Annotated in this window: 16 protein-coding genes and 1 tRNA gene; 6 read left to right on the top strand and 11 right to left on the bottom strand. The window is 48.5% G+C overall.

Annotated elements, in window-relative coordinates; translation table 11 throughout:
- The 3 genes from CWI83_RS02345 to CWI83_RS02335 all read left to right on the top strand — a co-directional run bounded on the left by CWI83_RS02345 (position 1) and on the right by CWI83_RS02335 (position 4,691).
- The gene (locus CWI83_RS02345; RefSeq protein WP_126825161.1) at positions 1-3,090 is read left to right on the top strand and encodes an efflux RND transporter permease subunit; all 3,090 of its coding nucleotides are present in this window, start codon (positions 1-3) and stop codon (positions 3,088-3,090) included.
- Positions 3,091-3,099: 9 nt separating this feature from the next.
- Positions 3,100-3,615 (top strand): MarR family winged helix-turn-helix transcriptional regulator, encoded by a 516-nt coding sequence (locus CWI83_RS02340; protein ID WP_126825158.1) that lies wholly within the window; start codon positions 3,100-3,102, stop codon positions 3,613-3,615.
- 182 nt (positions 3,616-3,797) lie between these two features.
- Positions 3,798-4,691 carry a TraB/GumN family protein gene (locus CWI83_RS02335; RefSeq protein ID WP_157980353.1) on the top strand — a complete coding sequence of 298 codons (894 nt, stop codon included), beginning with the start codon at positions 3,798-3,800 and terminating at the stop codon, positions 4,689-4,691.
- Here CWI83_RS02335 and CWI83_RS02330 read toward each other — a convergent pair.
- Positions 4,645-5,889 (bottom strand): alkaline phosphatase family protein, encoded by a 1,245-nt coding sequence (locus tag CWI83_RS02330; RefSeq protein ID WP_126825154.1) that lies wholly within the window; start codon positions 5,887-5,889, stop codon positions 4,645-4,647. The genes CWI83_RS02335 and CWI83_RS02330 overlap by 47 nt on opposite strands.
- Before the next feature lie 72 nt (positions 5,890-5,961).
- Here CWI83_RS02330 and CWI83_RS02325 point away from each other — a divergent pair, with 72 nt between their 5' ends.
- Both CWI83_RS02325 and fabA read left to right on the top strand, forming a co-directional pair.
- Positions 5,962-7,887: a Lon protease family protein gene (locus tag CWI83_RS02325; RefSeq protein WP_126825151.1), complete on the top strand. Its 1,926-nt coding sequence runs from the start codon at positions 5,962-5,964 to the stop codon at positions 7,885-7,887.
- A gap of 77 nt (positions 7,888-7,964) precedes the next feature.
- On the top strand, positions 7,965-8,477 hold the full coding sequence (gene fabA / locus CWI83_RS02320; RefSeq protein WP_126825148.1) for a 3-hydroxyacyl-[acyl-carrier-protein] dehydratase FabA: 513 nt from the start codon (positions 7,965-7,967) through the stop codon (positions 8,475-8,477).
- A 71-nt stretch (positions 8,478-8,548) separates the two neighbouring features.
- Here fabA and rmf read toward each other — a convergent pair whose 3' ends face one another.
- From rmf to rlmKL, 5 genes are all read right to left on the bottom strand, one after another.
- Entirely contained in the window at positions 8,549-8,722 is a 174-nt protein-coding gene (rmf, locus tag CWI83_RS02315) for a ribosome modulation factor (protein ID WP_126825145.1), read from the bottom strand.
- Between the two features lie 185 nt (positions 8,723-8,907).
- The gene (locus CWI83_RS02310) at positions 8,908-10,650 is read right to left on the bottom strand and encodes a DUF3466 family protein (protein ID WP_126825143.1); all 1,743 of its coding nucleotides are present in this window, start codon (positions 10,648-10,650) and stop codon (positions 8,908-8,910) included.
- Positions 10,651-10,683: 33 nt separating this feature from the next.
- On the bottom strand, positions 10,684-12,594 hold the full coding sequence (uup, locus tag CWI83_RS02305; RefSeq protein ID WP_126825140.1) for an ATP-binding cassette ATPase Uup: 1,911 nt from the start codon (positions 12,592-12,594) through the stop codon (positions 10,684-10,686).
- Positions 12,587-12,829 carry a glutaredoxin family protein gene (locus tag CWI83_RS02300; protein WP_126825137.1) on the bottom strand — a complete coding sequence of 81 codons (243 nt, stop codon included), beginning with the start codon at positions 12,827-12,829 and terminating at the stop codon, positions 12,587-12,589. Before CWI83_RS02300 ends, uup begins: the two co-directional genes overlap by 8 nt.
- Positions 12,822-14,963, bottom strand: a complete 2,142-nt coding sequence (rlmKL, locus tag CWI83_RS02295; RefSeq protein WP_126825134.1) for a bifunctional 23S rRNA (guanine(2069)-N(7))-methyltransferase RlmK/23S rRNA (guanine(2445)-N(2))-methyltransferase RlmL — start codon at positions 14,961-14,963, stop codon at positions 12,822-12,824. The genes CWI83_RS02300 and rlmKL overlap by 8 nt, the downstream gene beginning before the upstream one ends.
- A 188-nt stretch (positions 14,964-15,151) precedes the next feature.
- Between rlmKL and CWI83_RS02290 the strand changes: the two genes are divergently transcribed.
- Positions 15,152-15,228 (top strand) — tRNA-Met (locus tag CWI83_RS02290).
- A 34-nt stretch (positions 15,229-15,262) separates the two neighbouring features.
- On the opposite strand, the gene CWI83_RS02285 is transcribed toward CWI83_RS02290, so the two are convergent.
- From CWI83_RS02285 to pepN, 5 genes are all read right to left on the bottom strand, one after another.
- Positions 15,263-16,978 carry a 5'-nucleotidase C-terminal domain-containing protein gene (locus tag CWI83_RS02285; RefSeq protein ID WP_126825131.1) on the bottom strand — a complete coding sequence of 572 codons (1,716 nt, stop codon included), beginning with the start codon at positions 16,976-16,978 and terminating at the stop codon, positions 15,263-15,265.
- 46 nt (positions 16,979-17,024) lie between these two features.
- Positions 17,025-17,573, bottom strand: coding sequence for a cell division protein ZapC domain-containing protein (locus CWI83_RS02280; RefSeq protein ID WP_157980352.1), 549 nt, complete (start codon positions 17,571-17,573; stop codon positions 17,025-17,027).
- 81 nt (positions 17,574-17,654) lie between these two features.
- Positions 17,655-18,665, bottom strand: coding sequence for a quinone-dependent dihydroorotate dehydrogenase (locus CWI83_RS02275; RefSeq protein ID WP_126825125.1), 1,011 nt, complete (start codon positions 18,663-18,665; stop codon positions 17,655-17,657).
- Positions 18,665-23,506, bottom strand: coding sequence for an NAD-glutamate dehydrogenase (locus CWI83_RS02270; RefSeq protein ID WP_126825122.1), 4,842 nt, complete (start codon positions 23,504-23,506; stop codon positions 18,665-18,667). The genes CWI83_RS02275 and CWI83_RS02270 overlap by 1 nt, the downstream gene beginning before the upstream one ends.
- 193 nt (positions 23,507-23,699) lie before the next feature.
- Complete coding sequence (gene pepN / locus CWI83_RS02265) at positions 23,700-26,369, bottom strand: aminopeptidase N (protein ID WP_126825119.1); 2,670 nt, start codon at positions 26,367-26,369, stop codon at positions 23,700-23,702.
- Between the last annotated feature and the right edge of the window lie 17 nt (positions 26,370-26,386).

Genomic DNA, 26,386 nt, shown 5'->3' with positions numbered 1-26,386 from the left:
ATGAAGTTCAATCCGCAACTCAGTGATTTACCTTCGACGGCGATCCGTCGTCCGATCTTAATCGTCGTTCTCAACCTATTAATCATCATCGCGGGTCTTGCTGCGATTAATGGCGTAGAAGTACGTGAATTGCCTGACGTTGACCGCCCAGTCATAACTGTCTCTGCAAGCTTCCCGGGGGGAGCGCCTGAAACCGTCGACACTGAGATCACACGCTACCTCGAAGGAGCGGTTGCGCGGGTGAGCGGGGTCAAATCCATTCGTGCCTCAAGTGAAGAGGGAAGTTCACGCATCGTCGTTGAGTTTCAGCCTGGCATTGATTTAGATAATGCGGCGAATGAGACCCGCGAAGCGGTGAGTCGGATTCAGCGGCGATTACCTGAAGAAGTCGAAAATGTTGCCGTAATAAAAGCCGATAATGATGCCGAGGCAGTCGTTAACTTAGCGATATCGAGTGATGAACTTGATTTAGAGACGCTTACAGAGCGAGTAGAAACGGATCTTGCACCTAATTTTTTAAGTGTTGCTGGGGTAGCTGATGTTCGCCTAACCGGTGACCGGCGGCGGACGCTACGGGTGGTCATGGACCCATTGCGACTTGCCAGTTATAACCTGACCGTTACCGATCTTTCCGCAGCGCTACGGCAAGCGCCGTTTGATGTGCCAGCGGGTAGCTTGAAATCGACCGATCAGCAACTGATTGTGCGTGCTGATGCGAGTTCGATTACCGCGGATGCCGTTGCCAACATTGTGGTCCGGGATCAAATTCGAATTGGTGATGTAGCGAACGTGTACTTTAGCCCAGCCGACGCAAATAGTTATCGGCGCATGGATGGGAAACCTGTATTAGGGCTGGGTATCATTCGTCAGGCGCGCTCCAACACTATTCAAATTTCCGACGATGTGCTGGCCTTAGTTGAGCGTCTTGATGAGCAATTCACGGATTTGAATATTTCGGTCACCTCTGATGATGCCAAATTTATCCGCTCGTCAGTAGAAGAGGTGTTTGTCTCGTTAGCGCTCACCATACTGCTTGTTATTGCGACCTTGTGGGTGTTTATCGGCTCAGGGCGCGCCACGATTGTTCCTGCTGCGGCGATTCCAGTTGCCTTGGTTGGCGCAATTGCGGTCATTTGGGCGCTTGGCTTCTCGGTAAACATCCTGACCTTACTCGCTTTGGTGTTGGCAACTGGCTTAATTGTTGATGACGCCATTGTGGTCTCTGAAAACATTCAGCGTCGCCGCAGTCTTGGCCTCGGAGCTCGCGCAGCAGCTGTGGTCGGAACGCGCGAAGTGTTTTTCGCTGTGGTTGCCACAACAGCGGTTCTTGTTGCGGTATTTGTGCCTATTGCTTTCTTGCCGTCAACCGCCGGTCGTTTGTTCCGTGAATTTGGCGGGGTACTGGCCGCAGCCGTAGTCATTTCATCGTTTGTCGCACTCAGTTTGGTGCCAGCATTAACTGCACGACTGCCATTGAAAGAGAAAAAAGCGGCACCAAACCTTCTGCAACGCGCAGGCAATCGATTTGTGAAGCTATATGCTGGAAGTTTACACTGGGCGCTAAATAAAGCCTGGTATGTCTTTATCGCCTGTAGCTTAATTGCCGGTGCTGCGACCTATCTTTATACCTCAGTAGACAACGAGTTGATGCCCTCTGAAGACCGTGGAACCATCCGTATTTTCGCACGTGGACCTGATGGTGTGGGCTTGAATTTTATGGATCGGCAAGCACGACAAATGGAAGAGATTTTGCTGCCGTATGTTAATGGCGGTGCAGTCGATAGTATCAGTACCGCAGTTGGGCAATGGGATCCAAATTTGGTCTTTATCACTGTGCGCCTCACTGATTGGGATGCTCGGGATATCTCGCAGCAAGAGATTATTGATCAAATTCGGCCGCCTTTGAGTCAAATTCCTGGCGCTCCGGCGCGTGCATTTGGCTCAAACAGTTTGAATTTACGCGGGCAGGGTGGCGGCCTCGAGTTGGCGTTAACCGGCGATGATTACCAAGAAATCTTTGCGGTTGCGCAACAATTTAGTGCCGCGATACGCCAAGAAATGCCAGAGCTTGGCTTCCCCCGGATTGGTTTCCAACCGACCCAACCGCAGTTGCGGGTCAATATTGACCGCCAGCGTGCTGAAGAGCTAGGTGTGCCTTTGAGTGACATTGCGGCAACTCTGCGGGCCGCGGTGAATGGCGATGATGTTGCCGACCTTAATGTGGGCGACCAGTCCGTGCCGATCGTCTTACAAGCTGAACGCAGCCAAATCAAAGACCCAACTGATTTAAGCAACTTATATGTTGGCTCTAATAGTGGCGCTATGGTGCCTTTATCAGCCTTGGCGACGATAACTGAAGAGGGTGTCGCTGCCGAATTAGAGCGTCGCGCACAGCGTCGTGCTATTGAAATTGATATGGGGCTTCCTGACGATTTACCGATTGAAGAGGCGGTGAACAAGCTACGTGACATCGCAGAGCGCGTGTTGCCCGATAATATTGGAATGGTGTTCCTAGGCGAGGCTGAAGCCTATGAAGAGACGTCTCGAGAGGTAGCACTGACCTATATTTTGGCGTTTGTCATCGTATTCTTAGTGCTAGCCGCGCAGTTCGAAAGCGTCAATAGCGCGGTGGTGGTCATGGCGACCGTACCCTTTGGTATCGCTGCGGCCTTCTTTGCGCTGTTTATCACCGGAACCTCGATTAATATCTTCTCACAAATCGGCCTCGTTATGCTCATAGGTCTAATTGCGAAAAACTCAATCTTACTTGTGGAATTTGCAGACCAATTGCGCGATAAAGGTCAGTCTGTAAGGGATGCAGTGGAAAATGCCGCTCAAGTTCGTTTGCGCCCAATCATGATGACCTTGGTCTCAACCTTACTGGGCTCGGTGCCGTTGATTATGTCTTTGGGAGCCGGTGCTGAAGCACGTAATGCAATTGGTTGGGTGGTGTTCGGCGGCTTAGCCTTTGCTATTTTCTTTACTTTGTATCTTGCGCCGGTCCTTTATTTAGCTCTGGCGCGCTTCACCAAGCCGCGAGCTGACGAAACTCAGCGTCTTGAGCGTGAAATGGATGCGGTAAAAGAGTAGGCTAATGGTATGAACAAAGTAAACCAATATCCTGAGCTGTTGGCACAGGCCAAGCGCCAGTGGCAGCAGCAACGTCCTGATCTACCGGTGGCGGCAGCAAGTTTAGTCGGAGCTTTTATCGGCATTGCCAGTAATTATGAAGCCTACGGTAAAAGCCTACTCAAACCATTTGATTTATTGCAGAACGAACACGATGTGATGGCCTGTATGCGGCGCCAAGGGACGCCGTATCAGCGTACGCCGAATCAGTTGTTGCAAGAAGTGCGCTTGACCTCAGGCGCATTAAGCACATGTTTACGTCGCCTCGAACAAAGAGGCTTAATTCAAGCCGCAGAAGAAACTGACGATAAACGTAGCAAACCTGTGCAATTAACGGCTAAAGGACTGCAATTGATTGACGCTGTCACGACAGCGCGATTTAACCAAGCAGAAGCTTTACTTCAGAGTGTTACGCCTGCAGAACGCGAACAATTCAGCGCCTTGTTAGTGAAGTTACAAGCCGAGCTTGAACAGCAACGGGGCTAAAGCGCCTTGTTTATTAATTTACTTTATTTAACATAATATACATTATACGCAATTACTGTTTATGGTATTTGAGGGGGCTATATCAGTGATTATCGGTGCTACCCCGTTTTAGCTTTGCTATGCGCATAATTCAGGTACTATGGTGCGCGAACGCGCTAAAATTTACAGAGAGACGCCTTATTATGAGAACGAAATGGATTTTTATCACAGCGATTGCTGCTGTTGTTGGCTTACATGGAATTGTTGCGCAGGCCTCGTTACTCTATAAAGTTGAACATCCAACTGAGCCAACTCGACAAGCGTATCTGTTTGGCACTGTACACATGATTTGTACCGAGCAAGTTAAGTTTGGTCCACGCCTTGAAAATGCGTTGACCGCTGCGGATAGCTTGGTGCTTGAATTAAATCCTCTTGCTGATGATTTTGCGGCGCAGTTGGCAAAATACTCTAATTATGATCAGCCTTATCTCAATCGCTACTTAGAGCCAGCCAAAGTTCGCAAACTCACCGCGCACATCAAACGTGTAACGGGATTAGATTATCCCCAGTATGCAACTTTAAAGCCCTTTGCATTGAGCTCTTTATTGATGCAAACCGGTCTACCATGTGAGCAAGGACAAACAAGTTATGAAGAAGTCTTGCTCGAGCGCGCTACGGTGTTACAGCATCCGGTGATGGCACTAGAAACCATCGCGCAGCAAGCGCAATTATTTGATTCGATCCCATTAGAAGAACAAGCTATATCCCTTTATGAATCGATTCACGCTGATGCGCAAATGATCGTCGAGTTGACGGTATTACTCGATATTTATTTGAGCGAAGACATTGAAGCCCTCTATCAAGTGGTGATCGAGTCGGATGAAATGCAGAATTATCATCAACTCTTTCTGGATCAGAGAAATCAGCGCTGGATCACTCAACTCCCTGATTTATGGGCGAAATCGCAACGGCCTTTTATTGCGGTTGGAGCGGCTCATCTTGGCGGTCCGCAAGGCTTATTGAAGTTACTCCAGCAAGCCGGGTACAAAGTTACTCCACTGTCTGAAAAAGCTCATGCCAGTGCATCGGATCGCTAATATAGGCCGGCAATTCAAGCTCGAGCAGTTCAGCAATCAATGGATAGACATCCGTCACACTGAGTTCAGCTGGCGTTGGTTTGGCCACGATTGATGGCCCATAAGCGATAAATATCCCCTGCATTTGTGGGTCGTTACCGTACCCGTGCGTGCCAAAGATGCCCCCTGCTTCACGCTTATTCTTGCTAAAGGTGTATGGCGGGATTGCATCAAGCAATACATCACCCGCTCGACCGTCGACGTAATCCTCTAGTGTTTGCCGTTGCTCGGGCATGACTAAGCTAAAGCCTTTGTTCAATAACGGATGTTGCCGAATTTGTGCAATCAAATCTGCGCTAGTCTGGCCTTTATCAGTAACACGGGTATACATCATTCGCGTACTGCTGCGCACTCGAGTCCAATTGTCAGGGGCTGGCAATTCAGTTTCGGCAATTGCAAGCTCTCCTGGTGTCGCTCGCATGCCATGATCCGACACTATGATGAGGCTGATTGCTGTCTCTTGACTTGCAATAAACGCAAACAGATCTTCGAGCAAGCCATCAATATAATGCACAGCAGCAGCCGTAGCTGGGTGTTCTGGACCAAATTGGTGGCCAGCGCTATCAATTTGATGAAAATAACTCAGAATCAACCGTGGCCGTGAACTATCCGGTTGCTGCAGCCATTGCTTAATTTGCTCAATGCGTGCGCGCGGATCGGCATTGTGGCTATAGCGATAAAAATATGTTGGTGTCATGCCATTAATACGCGCATCAGACTCAGGCCAGAAATAACTTGCGACTTTAAGCCCCTGCTGCTCGGCAAGATTCCAGATTGGGATGCCCGATATCCAGGTGCTATCCTCATAACCATCACCAAGACTGTAAAACGCATCACGATGCTTATCGTAAAAGCGATTATCAACAATGCCATGCCCTGCAGGAGTGAGACCTGTGGCAAGGGCAAGGTGATTAGGAAAGGTTTTACTTGGGTAAACTGGCGTTAAATTGGCTCGAATCCCCTTTTCACTCAATTGCCGCAGGAATTTCGGCTGATGCAACTCAAGGTAATCGTAGCGAAAGCCATCGAGAGAAATCATGATCACAGTTTGTGGGTCTGGTTCAGCGCTTTGTGCTTGGGTAATTTGAGGTCCGAGTCCAGCGCAAAGGAGTACCGTAACAGTCAGCAATCGGCGCACATAGTTGCTTGATAACACCATGAAATTCCTCTATCGATAGCTTTATAGCGCTAGTATCAGCTATCATAGCAATCTAAATCAAGGAGAGTTGCTATGACAAAATCAATCGCTGCCTCAGCGCTTCAACCACCGGTCTCTGATTGGTTAAATGAGCGCCCTACTCACCCAAGCGCAAGCTCGCTAGTGGGCCAGCAGCGAGCCCAGCAAGCCATCGCACAATTACTCGAAAGTTCGGGCCGTTATGCGCACGGATACATCATCACTCCACCTGGCTTGCGGGTTCTGGATGTGATGAATGAGCTTTCTGAGACCCATACCTGGCGCCATAGCGGCTATTATGATTGGCTCTATTTAGCTAACCCTGACTCAGCCCATCAACCTCTTTGCGTTAATGTTCCTGCTGGACAAGCAAGTACTTTTCTTACTGACCTGTGGGAGTTACTTAACGATGATAAAGGTCAACGGCAACAATTAGTGGCCGAACTCACACAACGCTATCCAAGTGAGCGTATCGCGAACTATCTGACCCGTTTAGGAGATAAAACCTTCGCGGACCTGCCTGGAGCTGAACTTGCGTCTATTATTGTGCAACAGCATAACCCCGCAGCGTTTCAATTTTGTGACCGGGTTACTGAGGCGAGTCTGTTCGGTAGTATCCGCCTACAATCTGTGCAGGGAACGATTAGCTCTGATCTGCACTTAATTGAAGCTGGAGCAATTCTCGAAGCGAATGGTGGTGTCTTAGTTATTGATGCGGAAGCCTTGTTGTTGCAACAAGGGCTTTGGCGCAAGTTAAAATATATTCTCCGCACTAGCCTGTTTCACTGGCCTCAGCCTGGCGATGCCAATATTGCCGCGTATTATGAACCTGAGCCTATTCCGATTCATATCAAGGTGGTGCTACATGGCGACCGAGACATCTATGCACAGTTGCGTGAAGTCGACCGCGATTTTGATAATTTATTTCCTTACCTTGCTGATTTCTCGACTCATTTTTCTGTGACTGAGCAGCCCCTTCAGCATTACTTTGATTACTTGGCCTATGTTGAACGAGAGTCAGCCGTGTTGCCACTGGCGCAGTCTGCTATCCCGATTTTATTGAAGTTCGTTTCTCGATTAACTGATTATCAAAGTGAGTTATCTCTCGACACCATCGCTATCATGCAGTTCTTGCGTGAGGCCAATGTTCTTGCGGAACAAGCAAAAGCAAGCGAGTTAACGGCTGAGCATTTACTCGAAGTGATGCGCCAACGACAACATCGGAATGGCTACATCGCCGATTTGAGTCGTCGCGCCATGCTTGAAGGCCAAGTTTATATCGCGACCAGTGGCCATATCGTTGGCCAAATCAATGGGTTAACTGTGGTTTCTGCGGGTGGCTCAGAGTTTGGTGAGCCTACCCGTATTACCGCCACAGTGCATTATGGTGATGGTGATATTATTGATATTGATCGCAAGTCGGAATTGAGTGGCAGTATTCACACCAAAGGCGTGATGATTTTATCTGCGTACTTGGCAAATGTCTTTGCGCGTAACGATACCATGAGTTTGTCAGCGACGATTGTATTTGAGCAGTCGTATCATGAAGTTGATGGTGATAGCGCATCGCTTGCAGAACTTTGTTGTTTACTCTCAGCGCTCGCTGATGCGCCGATCGATCAGGGCTTAGCCATCACCGGGGCGGTAGATCAGTTTGGTCGAGTACAAGCCATTGGTGCAGTGAACGAAAAAATTGAAGGCTATTTTAGTCTTTGTGAAGCGCGTGGCTTGACCGGAACTCAGGGGGTTATTATCCCTGCTGCGAACGTTTGTCAGCTCAACCTGGCAGCCGAAGTCATTGCCGCAGTTGAGCAGAAGCAATTCCATGTGTATGCCGTTGAACATGTCAAAGAAGCGCTTGAACTCCTTACTCACACTGAGCAACAGGCCTTATACCGTGATGTTCAGCAACGTTTGAATGAGCTCCGTGAGCATGATCTTAAGCCAGCCTGGTGGCGTCGACTAGTCGGACTTGTCTAGCGTACAACTGTTCGCTAAGCTATGCGCGATTTAGGATCGCCATATCGTCATAATGGCAGCGAACAGATAGGACCGCTATGAATCAATCAAGTTTTACACGCGAAGAATTGCTGCAATGTGCTGATGGACAGATGTTCGGTCCAGGCAACAGTCAGCTCCCCGCCCCTAATATGCTGATGATGGATCGTATCGTTGAAATCAGTGAGACCGGTGGCGCCTATGGGAAAGGCTTTATCCACGCTGAATTAGATATTCATCCAGATTTATGGTTTTTTGCCTGCCATTTTAAAGGCGATCCTGTGATGCCTGGTTGCTTGGGGCTCGATGCCATGTGGCAATTAACTGGCTTTTTCTTGGGTTGGTGCGGTGGTCCTGGACGAGGTCGTGCACTGGGCTCTGGTGAAGTGAAATTCACTGGACAAATTTTACCAACGGCTAAAAAAGTCAGCTACTTTATCGATATGAAGCGCGTGATCAAACGTTCACTTTACATGGGCATTGCAGATGGCCGTGTCGAAGTCGATGGCAAGCAAATTTATACAGCTAAAGATTTGAAAGTCGGACTGTTTACCGATACCTCGAATTTCTAGCCGCCCGGAACTCAAAATATAAAAAGCCCGCATCAGCGGGCTTTTTTCCATGTTAATGTGAGGACAGTCAATTAGCGATAGAGTCCTACGCTGCGAGCTTCCATGGCATCACGCCAACCACCGAGCCACTGCGAGCGTGCATCTTGGTTTTGATACGGACAAACTTCCTTTGAACGCCCTGCTACACCGGCTTTGTATCCTTGTGAGTGAGCACGTTCCAATCGATCGCGTTTTTGTCTTTTCATAGTCAACTTCCTCGTCCAATTGCATACTTATAATTTGGAGCGAAATTTTTCTGACGCTCATATTAATAGATAGCAATTTTTAAGGTGAGTTCAACCCAAAAACAAAACGCAACTTCAGGGCTAAAACTAAGCCACTGAAATTGCGTTGTTTTGTCGACTAACTTTTTTTAGATTAAGTTTTTTATTTACGAAGTGATTTTTCGACGAATAGTAATAAGTACTGAAATCAGCAAGATACCGAGCGCTCCCCAAGGTGATACAGCAGCCCCTTGACGCTCAACTTTCTGATCCACCACATCACAATCATTTAACTCGCCGTTGACTGGGCTCATTTGCAGCGTCCGCACAAGTTGCTCAACCTGCTCTTCACCATTGGCGTCGGTGTAACTCCCCTCGATGATTGCAGTGCTTAAGAGCTGCCCTTGCTCGTTCACTGAATCCGCCGATACGATAAAGTATGGACTTTCGCAGCTGACTGCATCGTTAAGGTTGATAAACCCTTGCTCTGGGTTTTCGAGGTCATATAAAAAACCAACGCGGCGGCGCTGAGTTGATAAATTAGGCTCAATTTCACCACTACCAACAATCAGACCCGCATCATTAATAGCACGCGGAATCGTACTTGAGCCATTAAAGAAGCCAGGCAGCTCGGTTAGCTGTTCTGTTTCAATGTCATACGTGAAGCCAACATAGCGTTGTAGGCCTTGTACTGTTTTTATTAAGAAACCAGTCACCACATTATTATCATTGATGTCGGTTGCACTTCCCCAAACATAGTCAGGAGAATCAGTGACCGCGCGCACTTCATCATTGATGAAAATGGCGGGCATTTTGATCCGACGGCTGACATTGCCGATATCCCCATCGTAATAGGTCCAGCTTTGTCCAACTGCGATACCATTGTTATTTACCGCATAGGCATAGCTTGAGTAATCATTGAGATCTTCTTCACCGCGCTCAAGCAAGGTCCCCAGTGGCTCGGCACTAATGACCTGACCATTGGCATCAAGTTGCCAGCGCATGGCGCGCATATCGTAAATAGAACGCTCTGCTGGGATATCTAAGTTAAAGCTAATATTATCTGCCTCAGCACGCTGTAAAGCATGCCAGCGGCGCCACATACAGATATTAACAGGGTTAATTTCTGTCTCTTCTAAGGCGTTCTCTTCGCACTCAGCAAGTGCGGTCACGCTCTCAGGTGAAAGTGCAACGCTCGCAAAACCGACCGCTAGGTTGGTTTCGTTGATATCGGTCAAGACTGACTCACCGCCTAATACAGCGGTTTCAGGTGGTGCGATTAAAGTGTACTGCGTGCCGTCATACCAAAGTCCGCGACGGGTAAAATCGCGCTCGGAATAGGTAATTTCAGATGCTTCAGTGGCATCTGCTGAAGCAAAGTATTGATGCGTAAATTCGCGATATGGCGCAGTCGCTGTACCCACTCGAATATTATTGTTGTTCGCACCATAAAAGTAATGGTCAGTAGAATTTGCATACTCTGGCGTGGCTGGATCCGTATCATCAAGCGGACTGTAAAGGCTCACAGCTTGACCATCATAACTGCCGGCGAAATAGTAGCTAATCCGCAGGTTATCGGGCAGTTGGTTATCCGGATCTCGCAGCGCGTTCACCAGTGCGGTGTACTGCGCATAACTTAGCTCATAGGTATCTAAGTCTTCGACGTCACTTGGAATTCCGATGAAGTTACGGGTTCCGATGCTAAGCCGATTTAAATCGATAGGGAGATTTTCAGGCAAGATACCTTGCACAACCGCCAGCCCTGAATCATTTACAGCTATTGGATACAGATGGCGAACCTGGTCGGTTGGTGTAGGTAATTCGACATAGCTAAAAGTGTCGGCATGGGCTTGGTGAGCACCAATAAGCGCCACCGCGGTGGCAATTTTTGCAAGGTTAAATGTTTTCATGCTTAGGTTCTTAAATCTCTCTCGATAATACGTTTAGTTTGACTCTTGTTCGAGTTCTTCCCAACGCTCTAACGCCGCCAACAAGGTTTCTTCTTGGGCAGCCAAACGCTCTAACACCGCTACGGTTTCGGTATGCGGTTGTTGATAAAAATCTTCTGCACTGACTTGTTCTTGTAACTGTTCTAACTCTGCTTCAAGGGCTTCAATTTTGGCCGGCAGAGCATCAAGTTCACGTTGCAACTTGTAGGATAACTTTTTCCGCCCTTGAGCTGAACCCCGCGGCGAAGATTCTCCTGCTTTTGTTGGCAATTGTGACTCTTTATCGGCTAGTTTAGTTCCTGCTTGATGCGATAAATAATGCTCAACTTCGTGATAACCACCGATTATTTCAGTAATTTGCCCCGCTCCTTCGAATAACAGCACGCTGGTCGCGGTGTTGTCGACAAATTCGCGATCGTGGCTAACGAGAATAACCGTCCCTTCATATGAACTAATAATTTGCTCAAGTAGCTCAAGGGTATCGATATCTAGATCGTTCGTTGGTTCATCAAGAATCAAAAGATTACTGGGCTGAAGGAACAATTTTGCCAATAAGGCACGATTACGCTCACCACCTGAGAGCGCCCGTACGGGGGTTCGCGCCTGCTTCGGGCTAAATAAGAAATCTTGTAAATAACTTAAAATATGGCGACTTCTACCCTGATAAGTAATGTCCTGTTTGCCGTCACCAATATTGTCGGCAACACTGGCATCTGGGTCGAGTTGAGCCCGATGCTGGTCAAAGTACGCCACTTCTAAATTGGTACCAAATTTAAGTTTGGCGGCACTGACCTCTTGCTGCCCTAGCATGACCTTGATCAAGGTCGACTTGCCACAACCATTTGGCCCCACCAAAGCAACTTTATCGCCGCGCTGCAAGGTGAATGACAGATCGCGTAGAATCACTTTATCAGCAAATGCTAAGTTCATGCCTTCACCGCTAAACACCAGCTTTCCTGAGCGCCCAGCTTGGTTCACGCTAAGTTTCGCAGTCCCTTGCTGCTCTCGCCGGGCAGCGCGTTCGGCACGGAGTTTCTCAAGCGCGCGAACGCGGCCTTCATTGCGCGTTCTGCGGGCTTTAATCCCCTGTCGAATCCAAACCTCTTCTTGCGCTAGCTTCTTGTCAAACTCGGCTGCATGACGTTGTTCAATTTCAAGTTGCTCTTGCTTGGCCTGCAAATAGTGGTCGTAATCGCCTGGAAATGAGGTTAATTGACCGCGATCAAGGTCAATAATGCGGGTCGCCAAGTTGCGAATAAAAGCGCGATCATGGCTGATAAAAACGAGCGCGCCCGAGAATGCGATGAGCTTTTGCTCGAGCCACCGCACCATATCAATATCGAGGTGATTCGTTGGCTCGTCTAATAATAATACATCGGGTTTACGGACCAGCGCGCGAGCCAGCGCAACACGGCGTAACCAGCCGCCTGATAGCTCTGCTAACGAGCGATCTGCCGGTAATTCCAAATCACTTAAGACTTGCTCGATATGAACTTGGTAATGCCAGCCATTTTGACTTTCGATCTGTTGTTGTAACTGAGCTAACTGCTCGAGTTGCTTTGCCTCAGGCGCAGCACTAATCGAAGTTGACAGGTGGTGATATTGGTCAAGCAGTTGTCCCAATTCAGCAAGCCCTTCGGCAACATAGGTAAACACCGTCTGTTCGGCTTGTGGCGGTGGGTCTTGTGGCAGATAAGCGACGACTGCATCATTAACCCGTTGCACATCCCCACCATCAAGTTGAAGGTGCCCTGCAATCGCTTTTAAAAAGGATGATTTGCCGGCGCCATTACGGCCTACTAAACACACGCGTTCCTGCGCTTCAACGACAAGGTCAACATGATCTAGAATAGGCTCCGCTCCAAAAGCGAGTTGCGCATCTTTGACTCGGATGACATTACTCATTGATGATAAATTCCTCTGCTTCAGTGGCAGTAAACGGCCACCGTAACTCCACATCATCGGCGGCTCTAATGAGCACTGGGATATGCCACGCATATTCGTCCAAGAGCGCTTGATCGGTTGAGATATCAACAATCTGCAACTCGATGGGCTGTTCGAGCTGGAGGCTGTGCAGCAGTAACAGTGCCTGCTCACACAAACTGCATTGTGGTTTAGTTAGAAAATAGAACTCAGTCACGGTAATACAGCTTGAATAGATGATGAATGCCTTTGTTACGCGCAAAATCAGTAGATATTGACGCAGCGGTAAGATCTTCGACCACTAACCCCAACGCCTCTAACTCGGCATAATCTAGTTTGAACTTGCGTTTGTTATTCGAAAACAGAATGATGCCATCGTCTTTCAATAATTTGGAGACGTTCTTAATCAAACTGACATGGTCCCGCTGAACATCGAAGGTTGCGTCCATTCGTTTCGAGTTTGAAAAGGTAGGCGGATCGACAAAGACAACATCAAAGCGTTGCTGTGGGCGCTGTTTGCTGAGCCAAGTGAGGCAATCGGCTTGAATAAATTCATATGCTCGCGGATTAAGTTGATTGAGGCGAAAATTACGTTCTCCCCATTCTAGGTAGGTCCGCGACATATCCACCGAAACCACCGAATTTGCGCCGCCAAGAGCAGCATAAACTGAGGCGCTACAGGTATAAGCAAATAGATTGAGTACGTCTTTCGATTGACTTAAACGTTGCAATTCAGCTCTGGCAAAACGGTGGTCCAAAAACAAACCGGTATCCAAGTAGTCGCTGAGGTTAACCTCGAACAAGGCGCCCTGCTCGTGTACTGTAGTGATTAAGCCGCGAGGCTTTAATTTTTCATACTGACGTTTGCCGACTTGGCGCTGACGGGTTTTCAGCACCATTTTATCGGGGCTGATGGCAAATGTTTCCGCTAATACATTGACAATATACCAGAGCCGCTCCTGCGCTAGGCTTGCCGGAACGTCTTTCGGCGCAGCATATTCTTGAATCACAACATAATCGTTGTAAACGTCAATTGCGACATTATATTCCGGCAAGTCAGCGTCATACCAACGCCAGGCATCAAGCCCTTGTTTATTAGCCCATTTTTTTAATTTCTGCTGGTTCTTTTTAAGTCGATTCGGGAAATCTTCTGATTGAATTTTCGTAAATTCAATTTGCTCTTTAGTTAAGTCATAAAGAGCCAATGTTGACTCAATTGCGCCGTTTAAAAGGCGATATTTACGTTCGCTTCTGCATCTAAGTTGCTTTAATAGTGATTCATCACCACTGATTAGGGCGACCTGCCAGCCGTGGAAATGCTCGCGCAAATGCTGACCTAGGCGGCGATAGAGCAATAACGTCTCGATTTCTTCACCCAAACGCTCTGCATAAGGTGGATTAGCGAGTAGTAGCGGGTGTTTTGCCTGGTCTAGCTCTATCGTTACGTGTTCGGCGTTAGCAACAGACCAACTAAACAATTCACTCAACCCAAGGTTTTCGGCATTTTCTTTAGCCATTTCAATCGCTTTAGGATCGATATCAGAACCTATAAAACGAGTGTTGAGCTGTTCCTTTGCCTGCGCTAAACGGGCGTGAGCCAAAGCAAGCTCACTCTGCCACAACTCAGCATCATGGCCTTGCCAGCGGTCAAAGCCCCACTGCTCGCGCAGTAAACCTGGCGCATAGTCAAGCAATTGCATCGCGGCTTCGAATAGTAAGGTTCCAGCACCGCAAAATGGGTCAAGCACAAGATCAGCTTGTGGTTGTTGCGCAAGTGCGCGCATCGCGACGGCCGCTGCGAGCGTTTCACGCAGGGGTGCCAGTCCTTGCTTCGTCCGATAGCCGCGTTGATGAAGTGAGGTTCCCGAAAGATCCAGATACCAGCTCAACTGATCTCGATTCAGGTGGGCTCGAATGACAATATCAGGTTGATTTTTATCAATATTTGGGCGTTCAATTTGATTGCGCTGAAAGGCATCGACCACCGCATCTTTGATCAATTGCGCACCAAATTGAGTATTCCGGATCGCATGGTTTTGTCCGGTAAATTGAACCACGAAGGTTTGCTGCGAGCCTAAAATTGCTGTCCAATCGGTCGCAAACGAAACTTTTGCTACCAAGTCCCGTGCATTTTTAGTCTCAGCTTCACCGAGCAGTAACAGCACACGACTGGCGCTGCGTAGCCATAAGCAGGCTTTGTAGCCATCTTTTAGTGTGCCATTAAAGCGGCAACCGCCAGCTGTTTGTTTCACTTGCTCAAAACCAAGCTCAATGAGCTCTTGAAAAACCATTGGTTCGAGGTTTTTTGCGCAAGTGGCGAAGAACTGTAATCTGGCGTCGGCTTGACTCATGGGTGCGGAATTCCTTGATAAATTTCGCCTTATTGAATGACCCACAGTATAGCCGATTCGCGAATGGCTGTATCGCACCAACTGCTCAATATCTCAGCAATTAAACGTAATTTGCTTAATAACTGAGCGAACGGAACGGAAAAGCCTTGCTAAGCGGCAGTGGACTCTCTATAGTGCACCCCATCGAACGCGGGGTGGAGCAGTCTGGTAGCTCGTCGGGCTCATAACCCGAAGGTCGTAGGTTCAAATCCTGCCCCCGCAACCAATCCTTCGAAGCATGATTCAATGCTCACATCAGCTTAATTTTTAATATCCCAAAACCTTTGTAACTCACTCTGATATGTTTGCTCAGGCAAGCTCGCGAGGTAGTTAATTAACACGCTCTGCAGCATATCTGGGCTGCGATAGATAATCTGACTGCCGTCAAGGCCGGCAAAATCTCCGCCACCACCAGCGCGATAATTATTGGTCACCACCAAAAAGTTTTGCTCCGCTGCAACATCAGCGCCTTGGTAACGCAATTCGACTAGCCTCTGTCCAACCGGCTGGCGTAAGTCATAGCGATAGGTTAAACCAAATAAGTTATCGAAGTCATAGCTTGGTACCAGCGGATTGATTTGCTCCCAGCCCTGCTTATTCTGCTGGAATGCTGCCCCACTCTGTTCCAGCCAACGACGTAGATCAGCTCCATTTACTTTCACCACATCTAAGGTGTTTGGGTAGCGGTATAGATCACCAATATCGCCAAGAGTCACAGCTCCTGGAGGAATCAAGGTATAGCTCTCATCACTCTCGCGAACCGCGGTGAAGAACGGCGCTGCAGCACTCAGCAATGGATAGCTGTTGAGTTGTTGCTGAAATTCAGGGTCTTGAATATTGCGGGCATACCAAAGCTGTGCCTCATGGATAAATTGCATCGCAGCAGTGGCTTCTAAGCGCGCGGTTTGATGTGAAAAGGTGACGGCAGTTGCACCGACAGGCTGCTGAACATAGGCAAGTGTAGCCTCATGAGCAGGTTCAACCAACTCCCAAATCAGCGGATCTTTCGCAGTTGTGGTCGGTCGCGCATCAACAACACTGCTGCTGACCTGCCACCCAGTGCGCTCATCAAATACTAAATTTAAGTCAATAATTCCAAGGTGACTGCCGTAGGCACCGGGCTGCACTGCTGGAATGCCACGAATGCGACCTTGCTTCGAATCGATCTCAGGTAATTGATCATAAACGCTTGTACCTGGAAAAACTTCGTGTTGATGACCAAAGACGATGGCATCAATCCCGGCTAAACCGGCTATTTCCCAGAGCGTCTGTTCCGCGTCACTGGTTTGCGGAGAATGCTTAGGCATGCCCATATGCGCCGCGAGCACGACTAAATCAGGTGCTTCATCGCGGTACACTTGATTTAGTGTTGCAGCCACAGCCGCGACACTATCCGAGACTGCAATCTTGCCCTGCAAATGTTGCTGATCCCACGACATAATTTGCGGCGGTAATACGCCGATGACCGCAATTTTCAACACTTTAGTTTGGCCTTGCCAACTGACCGAGCGCTCAATCATTGCATAAGGTTTAATCCAGCTTGGGATATTCGCTTGGGCGTCGACATTGTGAATGTTGGCACTGATGACTTGCGCCTCAGCGATTGCATAACTTTGCCACAGTGGCTCCAACCCAAAATTAAATTCATGATTACCAATGTTAGCCACATCAAACCGTAACGCATTCAATGCTTGCACCGCAGGGTTTGGCGTCTGCTCTAGTTGCTCGATAGCCCAGCTCGCCAACGGTGAGCCCTGGATCGTGTCACCGTTGTCAATGAGTATACTGTGTTCAGCTTGCTTCCGCGCCTCATTGATTAAAACTGCGGTATGCACCAAGCCCGCGGTGGTAGGTTGTTTGCTAAAGTAATTAAACCCACTGAGTTCACCATGCAGATCGCTGGTTACCATCACTCTGAGCGTTACGCTCTCATCATGCCCGGACGAGTTTGCTTGCGATGATGCTGAATTGAGCATGAAAAGGCTTCCTACGACAAAAATAAAAGCATGTTTAAGCACAGTATTAGGCTCGTTTTAACTCTGGAAATGCGGTAACAGCCGCAGCGGATAGAGGTTGGATACGGTTGTGCAACACTTTCACCGTATCGAATTGGTGCAATGACTTGATTTCCGATACTTGTAACTGTGGTGCGAGCACCATACATTCCGCAAATTCGCTATCACCTACTAGCGTAATAACGGGCGACACAGCAAAGCCTGAATTGATAAGACCCAGTTCGCCAACGCTGAACTTGCTCGCTGGCGTTGACTGATCGTTCTGCTGAAAATACCAACTTTGCGGCATCTGAGGACGGCCAAAACGATTCAGAATGGCAGCGTTAAGGCCCGCTGAGATGGCAACCATGGGGCTAAAGTCAGCATCGTTGAGCGCATCATGAATGGCTTGATAAACTTCAGCATCTTCGAGGTCAAAAGCAGCTCGCATTGAACATAAACGAGCTAAGCGGCTCTCTTTATAAGGAGAGTGATGCTGTAAGGTGTCGTCGAGCTCGATAACCAACTTACCATCTGTCGGTTGATATACCCATTGCCAAGTTGCTGAGGCTTGCACAGAAAAATCCTTTTGTATGCTCAAAAACGCAGTCAGATAACGCTTAAAATTGCATCTCAAATTAGCTGAATCAGGCTAATTTTACAAGGCGTTAACGACCCTTTTTATCAGCTTTGGACCTTCGTAAATAAAACCCGTGTAGATTTGTACGAGTTTGGCGCCTGCGGCAATTTTAGCTTGGGCACTGGCAACATCATGAATGCCACCGACTGCGATAATAGGGATGGCTTCACCGACCAATTGGTAGAGCTGCTTGACCACCTGCGTGCTCCGCTCTGCCAATACAGCTCCGCTTAAACCACCCTGCTCGTCTGCATGCTCGATGCCCGCAACCGCGTCTCGATCAAGTGTGGTATTCGTGGCAATCACGCCATCAATTTTGTGCTTCAGCAAGCTCTCGGCAATCGCTTGTAAGCCAATATCATCCAAATCAGGCGCAATCTTAACGACTATTGGGACGTAACGTTGGTAATGCTTGGATAAGGTCACTTGCTCAGCTTTTAAGCCAGCTAGCAACTGATCGAGCGCTTCACCATGTTGCAGATCACGAAGCCCTGGAGTATTGGGTGAAGAAATATTTATCGTCACATAACTCGCTAACGGATAAACCTTACGCAAACACTCGAGATAATCTGCGAGTGCCTCAGACTCCGGAGTATCTTTATTTTTGCCGATGTTAATCCCTAAAATACCGCGAAAACGTGCTTTTGCGACTTGCTTTACGAGGTAGTCAACGCCTTTATTGTTGAAACCCATGCGGTTAATCAGGGCATTGGCTTCGGGCAACCGGAACATTCTTGGTTTGGGGTTACCTGGTTGCGGGCGCGGCGTTACCGTGCCAATTTCAACAAAGCCGAAGCCCATTTGCGCAAATGCATCGATACAGTCGCCATTTTTATCAAGTCCAGCTGCGAGCCCTACCGGATTAGGAAATCGTAGTCCCATTACTTCCACTGGCTTTTCAGCAACCGTTTGCCGCCACAACCAGGCTAACGGAGTCCGCTGGAACCGTTTTAATTGCGCCAGACTGAAATCATGCGACCACTCAGGTTCGCATTTAAATAACCAAGGTCGTAACAAGGAATAGAGCATCAGCGCGGCACCGAACTACAGTTTTGGCGGAGCAACATGAGTTCACGTAAGGTCACTGAGAACTTCGCGAAGTCATGGGTTTTGCTGGTGCGGAAATCAGCAAGCATATCCAACCAACGCTGAATATACAGGTGGTTATGCTCCATCCAAGCCGCTAATAACTGGTCTGGCTTTTGCTTGGTATCCGCATCTGTCACCATCGACTGGGTTAATGAACGTTGCTGCCAATCGAGCTCTTCGCGGAAAGCTGCACGTGCCAGCGCCTGCCAATGGTTATCAACTGGCTGACTATTGATTTGTGCCAAGAACCAGTGCAAGTGAATCTCGGCTCCCAAGTTAAAATAGGCTTCGGCGACGTAGCCGACTTTATGCTGCGTTTGCGCCACAATTTCGGCAATATCGAGCGCTGAGAACAAGGTCGATAACAAGGCGATTTGCGTTGCGAGATCCTTGTTCACCCCAGCTTTGCGATATTTCTCGATATTACTTTCAATTTCTGAGCGTTCTTCATCGGCCAGATACTTGAGTGCATTTTTACGTAGGTGATCGAAGCTTTCGCGATAGAAATCAACGCGTTCTTGAATGGTCACCAAGTTACTATTTGGATGACGCAATAACCAACGGGTGGCGCGGCGAACAACGCGACGAATGGTGAATAACATCTGGTTCTGAGTGTCTGCAGAAATCTTGTTGTTACCTGCTTCGATTTGCTCCATTAGACCGCGTAAGTTAAAGCATTCACGCGCGACCACATAAGCATTCGCAACCTCAGCAACAGATGCACCCGTTGCTTCTTGCTTGCGGAACACGAAGTTCGGGCCCATGTCATTAACAATGTTATTCGCTAACCGAGTCGCAATGATTTGTGCGCGCAATGGGTGTGCTTGCATCGCTTCTTCATATGACTCTTGGAGTGGTTTCGGGAACGCGTTGATGAGCGAGCGCGCATGGAACGGGTCCGCCATAATGTCGTCATGAACCAATTGGTCTTTTAACACCATCTTGCCATAGGCCGTGATGACCGCGAGTTCAGGTCGCGTCAGTCCACGTCCAGCGGCTTGACGCTCAGCGAGTTCGTCGTCATCAGGAAGAAACTCAAGCGCCCGGTTGAGATGACCTGAACGTTCTAAGTCATGGATAAACCGTTGGAGTTCTTTAATTTGGTCGGCACCGCGAATGGCTGTTACCGAAATCGATTGCGATTGACGGTGACAGTCTTTAAGCACAATTTGCGCGACTTCATCGGTCATATCATAGAGCAACTGGTCGCGTTGTTTGCGCGTGAGTTCGCCACTGGCAACAAGCCCATTAAGCAGGATCTTGATGTTCACTTCGTTATCTGAACAGTCTACCCCGCCGACGTTATCGATTGCGTCGGTATTGACGCGACCACCGTTAAGGGCATATTCGATACGACCCAGCTGAGTCAGACCTAAGTTGCCGCCCTCGCCGATTATTTTGGCTTGAACTTCTTTACCATTGACACGCAAGGCATCATTAGCGCGATCACCTACATCACTGTCGGTTTCACGACTTGCTTTGATGTAAGTTCCGATCCCCCCGTTCCAGAGTAAATCAACCTTCATGGTTAATACCGCACGGATCAACTCAGTTGGCGTCATGCTCTTCTTCGCTGTACCGAGCATTTTCTTCATTTCAGGACTTAGTTCAATCGCTTTGGCTGAGCGCGAGAAAATCCCCCCGCCTTTTGAGATGAGTTCGCGGTTATAGTCTTCCCAACTTGAGCGTGGCAATTCAAATAAACGCTTCCGCTCCTGGTATGACTTGGCTGCATCAGGATTTGGATCGATGAAAATATGGAGGTGGTTAAAGGCCGCTTGAAGTCGAGTTTTTTCCGACAACAGCATGCCGTTACCGAATACATCACCGGCCATATCACCGATACCAATGGCAGTGAATTCGGTCGTCTGACAGTCGATTCCCAGTTCGCGGAAGTGACGTTTAACCGATTCCCATGCGCCACGCGCCGTAATCCCCATTTTTTTATGGTCATATCCGACTGATCCGCCTGAGGCAAAGGCATCGCCTAACCAGAAGTTATATTCTTCGGAAATTCCGTTGGCGATATCCGAGAAGGTTGCAGTACCTTTATCGGCTGCGACAACGAGATATGTATCATCATCGTCATGACGCACCACATCACGCGGCGGAACCACTTCACCATTTACAATATTGTCAGTAATATCTAATAAGGCGCGGATGAACGTTCGATAACATTCCTGCCCTTCTGCGAAAAAGCCTTCACGATCCTCTGGTAACTCTTTACAGAAGAAACCGCCTTTTGCACCGACCGGAACAATAACTGTGTTTTTAACTTGTTGCGCTTTAACCAAGCCCAACACTTCGGTGCGGAAGTCTTCACGTCGATCAGACCAACGCAAGCCACCACGCGCGACTTTGCCACCGCGCAAATGCACACCTTCAACGCGCGGGGAATAAACGAAAATTTCGTATTTCGGTAGCGGTAGCGGCATTTCAGGAACAAGTTCTGGCATAAACTTGACTGAGATATACGGCTTCTCGCGCCCTGCGGCATCGTGCTGGAAGAAGTTAGTCCGTAATGCCGCACAAATTAATTCAACATAACGACGAACGATACGATCATCATCAAGGTTGGCGACCTCTTCAAGTTCAGCATTAATACGGGTTTGTAATGCTTCCAGTTTCTTGCTGCGAGATTTTACGTTCGGCTCGAACTTGGTATAAAACAGCTTCACCACCAGAGTTGAGATCAGTGGATATTTACTGAAAGTACTCTCGATATAGCTTTGGCTGAAGGTCGTACCGATTTGCCGCATGTATTTTGCAAACATCCGCAAAATCACCACTTGGCGACCTGTTAGGCCAGCACTCAAGACCAAGCGATTGAAACCATCATCTTCATAATGCCCTTGCCAGACGCGCGCGAATGCATCTTGGAATAACTCGCGACTCGCTTCTAGATCAAGCTTGGTATTGCTATGCAACATGTTGAAATCAAGGATCCAGTAGCGGCTGCCATCGCTGGTTTTAATCTGATACGGGCTCTCACCAATGATTCGCAAGCCGAAGTTTTCCAACATTGGAAGTACATCAGATAGATGTATCGGTTCGTCTTTATGGAATAACTTCAAGCGAACATGCTTGCTGCTCTCGTTTTCTTCCCGCGAACGGTAGAACAGCATGCCTAAGCGATGCTCATCATCAAGGGCTTCGAGCTGCTCAATATCAGCAATGGCGACTGACGGCAGAATTTCTTCTTTATAGGCACGCGGGAACGCATTAGCGTAGCGCTTGTTCAGAGTGTTTGCTTGCGCTTCACCAAAGGTGCTGCTCAAAATGCGTTCAAAATTATCTTCCCAAGTACGGGCTGCTTCGATGAGGTTTTGCTCTAATTCTTTCACATCAATATCCTGCGCTTGGTGATTCAAGCGAACTGTGTAGTGAGTCCGTGCCAGTGACGACTCTGAGAAATAAGTGGTGAAATCAACTTCATGTTCAGTATTGAAGGTTTGTGCCAAGATCTGTTGAGTACGTTCCCGCAACAGCGTGTTGTAACGCTCTTTTGGAACGTAAACCATGCACGAGCAAAACCGCCCAAAAATGTCTTGCCGCACAAACACGCGGGTCATATCGCGCTCTTGCATCTGCAAGACGCCCAAGCCCACTTCCAACAGATCAGCTTCGCTTGCTTGCACGATTTCATCACGTGGATAGGTCTCGAGAATGTTCAGCAAAGCTTTTGCAGCATGAGAGTTTGGCGCAAAGCCAGACGCTTCCATCACCCGCTTAATTTTGTCACCGACCAAGGGCACATCGCGAGCGCTGTTGTTATAAAAAGCACTTGAATAGAGCCCAATAAAGCGGTCTTCGCCGATGACTTTACCGTTTTGGTCGAAGCGTTTGATGCCAATGTAATCTGAATAAGCCGGACGGTGTACCCGTGATTTACTATTGGTTTTCGTCACCAACAAGACATCATTGGCAAAGGTCATTTCCCGGGCGTGTTCCGGTAATGATGACACCAGGCGCTCGACATTTTGAGTTGAGCGACGCATCAATCCCAGGCTCGAGTCGACTTGCTGGCGAATCACGTGGTCCCCTTCCACTGCGACTAAATCGTAGCGACGATACCCCATCAGAGTGAAATTATCTTGGTTCAACCAAGTTAAGAAACGTTGCGCCTCGTGCAGTTCAGCTGCATCACCCGGGTAGTTGATATCGTTAAGTGAGTGCGCAATTTCATCAAGTTTTTGGCGCATGGCTTGCCAATCAGATACCGCATAATTGATTTCGTCCATGACCGAGGCGAGCTCTTGTTGCAGCGCCTTGATGCTGGCTTTATCTTGCTGACGGTCGATTTCAATCAAAAAGACCGTATCCACCTCGTTATCTTCATTGCGGGTACCTGGCTTTAATAGCTCAGTGATCTTTTGCTCGACGCGTTTGTGGCTGAGCGGCATATGCAACAATAGATGGGTGGTGATCCCGAGGCGCGATAGTGCCATCCGTACCGAATCCACCATGAATGGCATATCCGATTGAATAATCTCAATGATGGTATGGGCAGACTGCCAACCGTGGCGCGCCACTTCAGGGTTATAAATTTTAATCAGCGCTTTCTCGCCGGGCCGATATTCATTAAAACTGTGCCACAAGCCCATCACCATGCCATACAAATCGCTGTCGTTACGCGACTCGAGGTCATCAGATGAAATATTGCGGAACAGGCGTAATGCAAAGTCTTGAATAAGCTCTGGTCGATCATGGGCCCGTTGCTGAATGATTTCAGTTACTTTTTGTAATACTACGGGAATCTGGCCATCGCCAAATGCTGTCATGGGGGCTGTCCTTACACGTAAGCAAGAAATTAGAGACTCAAGTGCTTATATTGTCGGACATAAAATCACATTATTCAATCTTTATTGCATTCTCTTAACAAGTGTTCAGACCACGAAAAACGTGGCCTGAACAGGGATCTAAAAGGTTATCGAATGATGATGTAATCCACTTGCATATTTATCCCCAAACGCCCTATTTGCTTGTATCACTATGCAATGCGCTCTGAATCTTTTCGGCTAAGTCGCGACTTAAATTAGGGAGTGCCTCGAGCCGTTCTAACTGCTGTTTCAGCAAAGTTTGGCGAGCATGATCAAATCGCTGCCATTGCAAAAACGGGGTGATGAGTCGTGCGGCCACCTGCGGATTCAGCTCATTAAGCTGAGCGATAATGTCTGCTAAAAACTGATAGGTTGCGCCACTGCTATCATGAAACACCACTAAATTGCGGCTTAAAGTCGCAAGTAACGCATAGACGCGATTGGGGTTGTTCAAGCTAAAGCCCGGATGGCTCAATAACTTTTGCACATCCTGCAAAGTGCCCTCATTGCGCTGGCTTGCGAATACCGCAAACCATTTATCAAGCGCAAGCGGCGTATCCCGCCACTGTTGTTCAAATTGCGCACTAATATGAGCGGCGACAGCAACCTTATGATGTACTGCTAATCGCAGTGCAGTTGCCTGAACCGTCATATTATCAGCGCTTGCATACCAATTGCGCAGACGCTCACCGTATTCTTGTGGTGCAACAGCTAAACGTAATGACCACGCCAGTTCCGCCAGCGCTCGCTGACCAATAGCCTGCTGGCTCAGCGCGTACGGCTCATTATTTTGCAAAAGTGCAGCCTCGATGTGATGGTCAAGCTCAGTACTGAGTTCTCGTCCAAGTAGCGCTCGCAGCTGTTGACATGCTGTCGCGATGGCCTCAACTGGAATATCCGTGCTGTATTCCTCAGCGAGTTGCTCGGGGCTTGGTACGGTAAGCGCTTCAGCGATCAGGGCGCTATCGAGGTCCGATTGCAGCAAGCGTTTAAAAGCACCGATACTGGTCGCATCGAGTTGCACCGGTTGCGCTGCAGCAACGGCATCTTTTAGCGCTGTCAGCAGGATTTGTTGCGCAGCCTCCCAGCGGGTTACAGCTTGTTCTGCATAACCGAGTAAACGCGCTTGGTCTGTTGTGGTCTGCGGAAATTTCAGGCGCACCGGTGCACTGAAATTCTCCAGTAGCGCTAAAGTCGTATCGGGCGGGCAATCAGAAATAACCAGCTCTGCCTCAGCGCGATCAAAAATATACAGTTCACTGGCTGACTCATGCAGTTGAATTTGCTTATTACGTTCAGCTAGCTTAACCGGCACGACCTGCCCTTGCGCATCCTCAGCATAAGCACTGAGTAAAATCGGAATCACCACCGGTTGTTTGTGCTCTTGTCCTATTGTGGCTGGCGTGTGTTGTTGGAGTCTAAGCCGCAACTCGCGCCGCTGGGCATCATAGCTTTGTTGAACCCTTACTTCAGGGGTGCCGGCTTGGCTATACCAGCGCCGAAATTGGGTCAGATCAACGCCATTTCCGGCTTCCATTGCCGCAACAAAATCCTCACAGGTGACGGCTTGTCCATCATGGCGCTGGATATAGGTTTGCATCCCTCGTTGAAAGCCCTCTTCGCCTAACAGAGTATGCAGCATCCGTATCACCTCAGCGCCTTTGTTATAGACGGTGACTGTGTAGAAGTTATTCATTTCAACGACTTTGTCCGGTCGAATCGGATGGGCCATTGGCGATGCATCTTCATTGAACTGATGGGTCCGCATGATGCGAATCGCTTCGATCCGATGCACTGCGCGAGAGCCTAAATCAGAGCTGAATTCTTGATCGCGAAAAACCGTTAAGCCCTCTTTAAGGCTCAGTTGGAACCAGTCTCTACAAGTGATGCGGTTGCCGGTCCAGTTATGGAAGTACTCATGTCCAATCACTGATTCAACATGAATAAAATCTTGATCCGTGGCCGTTGCTGCTGAGGCCAGTACATACTTGGAATTAAAGATATTTAACCCTTTATTTTCCATCGCCCCCATATTGAAAAAATCGACTGCAACGATCATGTAAATATCAAGGTCATATTCAAGACCAAAGCGTTCCTCATCCCATTTCATCGCTCGTTTAAGCGAACCCATGGCGTAATCAGCGCGCTCTAGATTGCCCTTATCGACGAATAATTGCAGGCTGACCTCGCGGCCACTTTGAGTCACAAAGGTATCTTCTAAAACATCGAAATCACCAGCGACCAGCGCGAACAAATAACATGGCTTAGGATATGGGTCATGCCATACCACTTCGGTTAAGCCATCATCACGCATATTCCGCTCAACTAGGTTGCCATTTGCAAGCAGCGCTGGATATTGTTCTGCGTCAGCGATAATGCGCGTGGTATAGACCGAGAGTACATCGGGTCGGTCAAAGGCATAAGTGATGCGGCGGAACCCTTCAGCTTCACATTGAGTACAAAATGCCCCGGCTGATTTGTATAAACCTTCGAGAGCATGATTATCAATTGGGTTGATACGGGTCACGATCTCGAGGTTGAAAGGCTCGCTTGGCAGCGAAGCCGCAGCGATGGTTAACTGCCCGGCCGCCACTTCATACTCGGCGCCAGTGAGCTCTTTGCCGTTCAGTGTGAGCGATTCAAGTTCCAGCTGCTCACCATCTAACACTAGTGCAACGGGGGCTGACGCGAGTGGCTCGATATTCATGCGATGGGTGACCAAGGTACCACGATCCGCGAGAACGAACGTCAGCTCAGTGGTGGGCACCGCAAATTGCGGTGCTTGATAGTCTTTACGATACTTTGCAGGTGTTGCAACAGCCATAAATCTGCAACCTCTTC

Source organism: Pseudidiomarina taiwanensis (assembly GCF_003987435.1).
In the GTDB taxonomy this organism is placed as follows: Bacteria; Pseudomonadota; Gammaproteobacteria; order Enterobacterales; family Alteromonadaceae; genus Pseudidiomarina; species Pseudidiomarina taiwanensis.
This window is presented reverse-complemented; position numbering and strand designations above follow the sequence as displayed.

Bases quoted from the DNA above. Each gene is read 5' to 3' on its own strand.
- CWI83_RS02345 (WP_126825161.1), top strand. From the start codon at position 1: ATGAAGTTCAATCCGCAACTCAGTGATTTACCTTCGACGGCGATCCGT.
- CWI83_RS02340 (WP_126825158.1), top strand. From the start codon at position 3,100: ATGAACAAAGTAAACCAATATCCTGAGCTGTTGGCACAGGCCAAGCGC.
- CWI83_RS02335 (WP_157980353.1), top strand. From the start codon at position 3,798: ATGAGAACGAAATGGATTTTTATCACAGCGATTGCTGCTGTTGTTGGC.
- CWI83_RS02330 (WP_126825154.1), bottom strand. From the start codon at position 5,889: ATGGTGTTATCAAGCAACTATGTGCGCCGATTGCTGACTGTTACGGTA.
- CWI83_RS02325 (WP_126825151.1), top strand. From the start codon at position 5,962: ATGACAAAATCAATCGCTGCCTCAGCGCTTCAACCACCGGTCTCTGAT.
- fabA (WP_126825148.1), top strand. From the start codon at position 7,965: ATGAATCAATCAAGTTTTACACGCGAAGAATTGCTGCAATGTGCTGAT.
- rmf (WP_126825145.1), bottom strand. From the start codon at position 8,722: ATGAAAAGACAAAAACGCGATCGATTGGAACGTGCTCACTCACAAGGA.
- CWI83_RS02310 (WP_126825143.1), bottom strand. From the start codon at position 10,650: ATGAAAACATTTAACCTTGCAAAAATTGCCACCGCGGTGGCGCTTATT.
- uup (WP_126825140.1), bottom strand. From the start codon at position 12,594: ATGAGTAATGTCATCCGAGTCAAAGATGCGCAACTCGCTTTTGGAGCG.
- rlmKL (WP_126825134.1), bottom strand. From the start codon at position 14,963: ATGAGTCAAGCCGACGCCAGATTACAGTTCTTCGCCACTTGCGCAAAA.
- CWI83_RS02285 (WP_126825131.1), bottom strand. From the start codon at position 16,978: ATGCTCAATTCAGCATCATCGCAAGCAAACTCGTCCGGGCATGATGAG.
- CWI83_RS02275 (WP_126825125.1), bottom strand. From the start codon at position 18,665: ATGCTCTATTCCTTGTTACGACCTTGGTTATTTAAATGCGAACCTGAG.
- CWI83_RS02270 (WP_126825122.1), bottom strand. From the start codon at position 23,506: ATGACAGCATTTGGCGATGGCCAGATTCCCGTAGTATTACAAAAAGTA.
- pepN (WP_126825119.1), bottom strand. From the start codon at position 26,369: ATGGCTGTTGCAACACCTGCAAAGTATCGTAAAGACTATCAAGCACCG.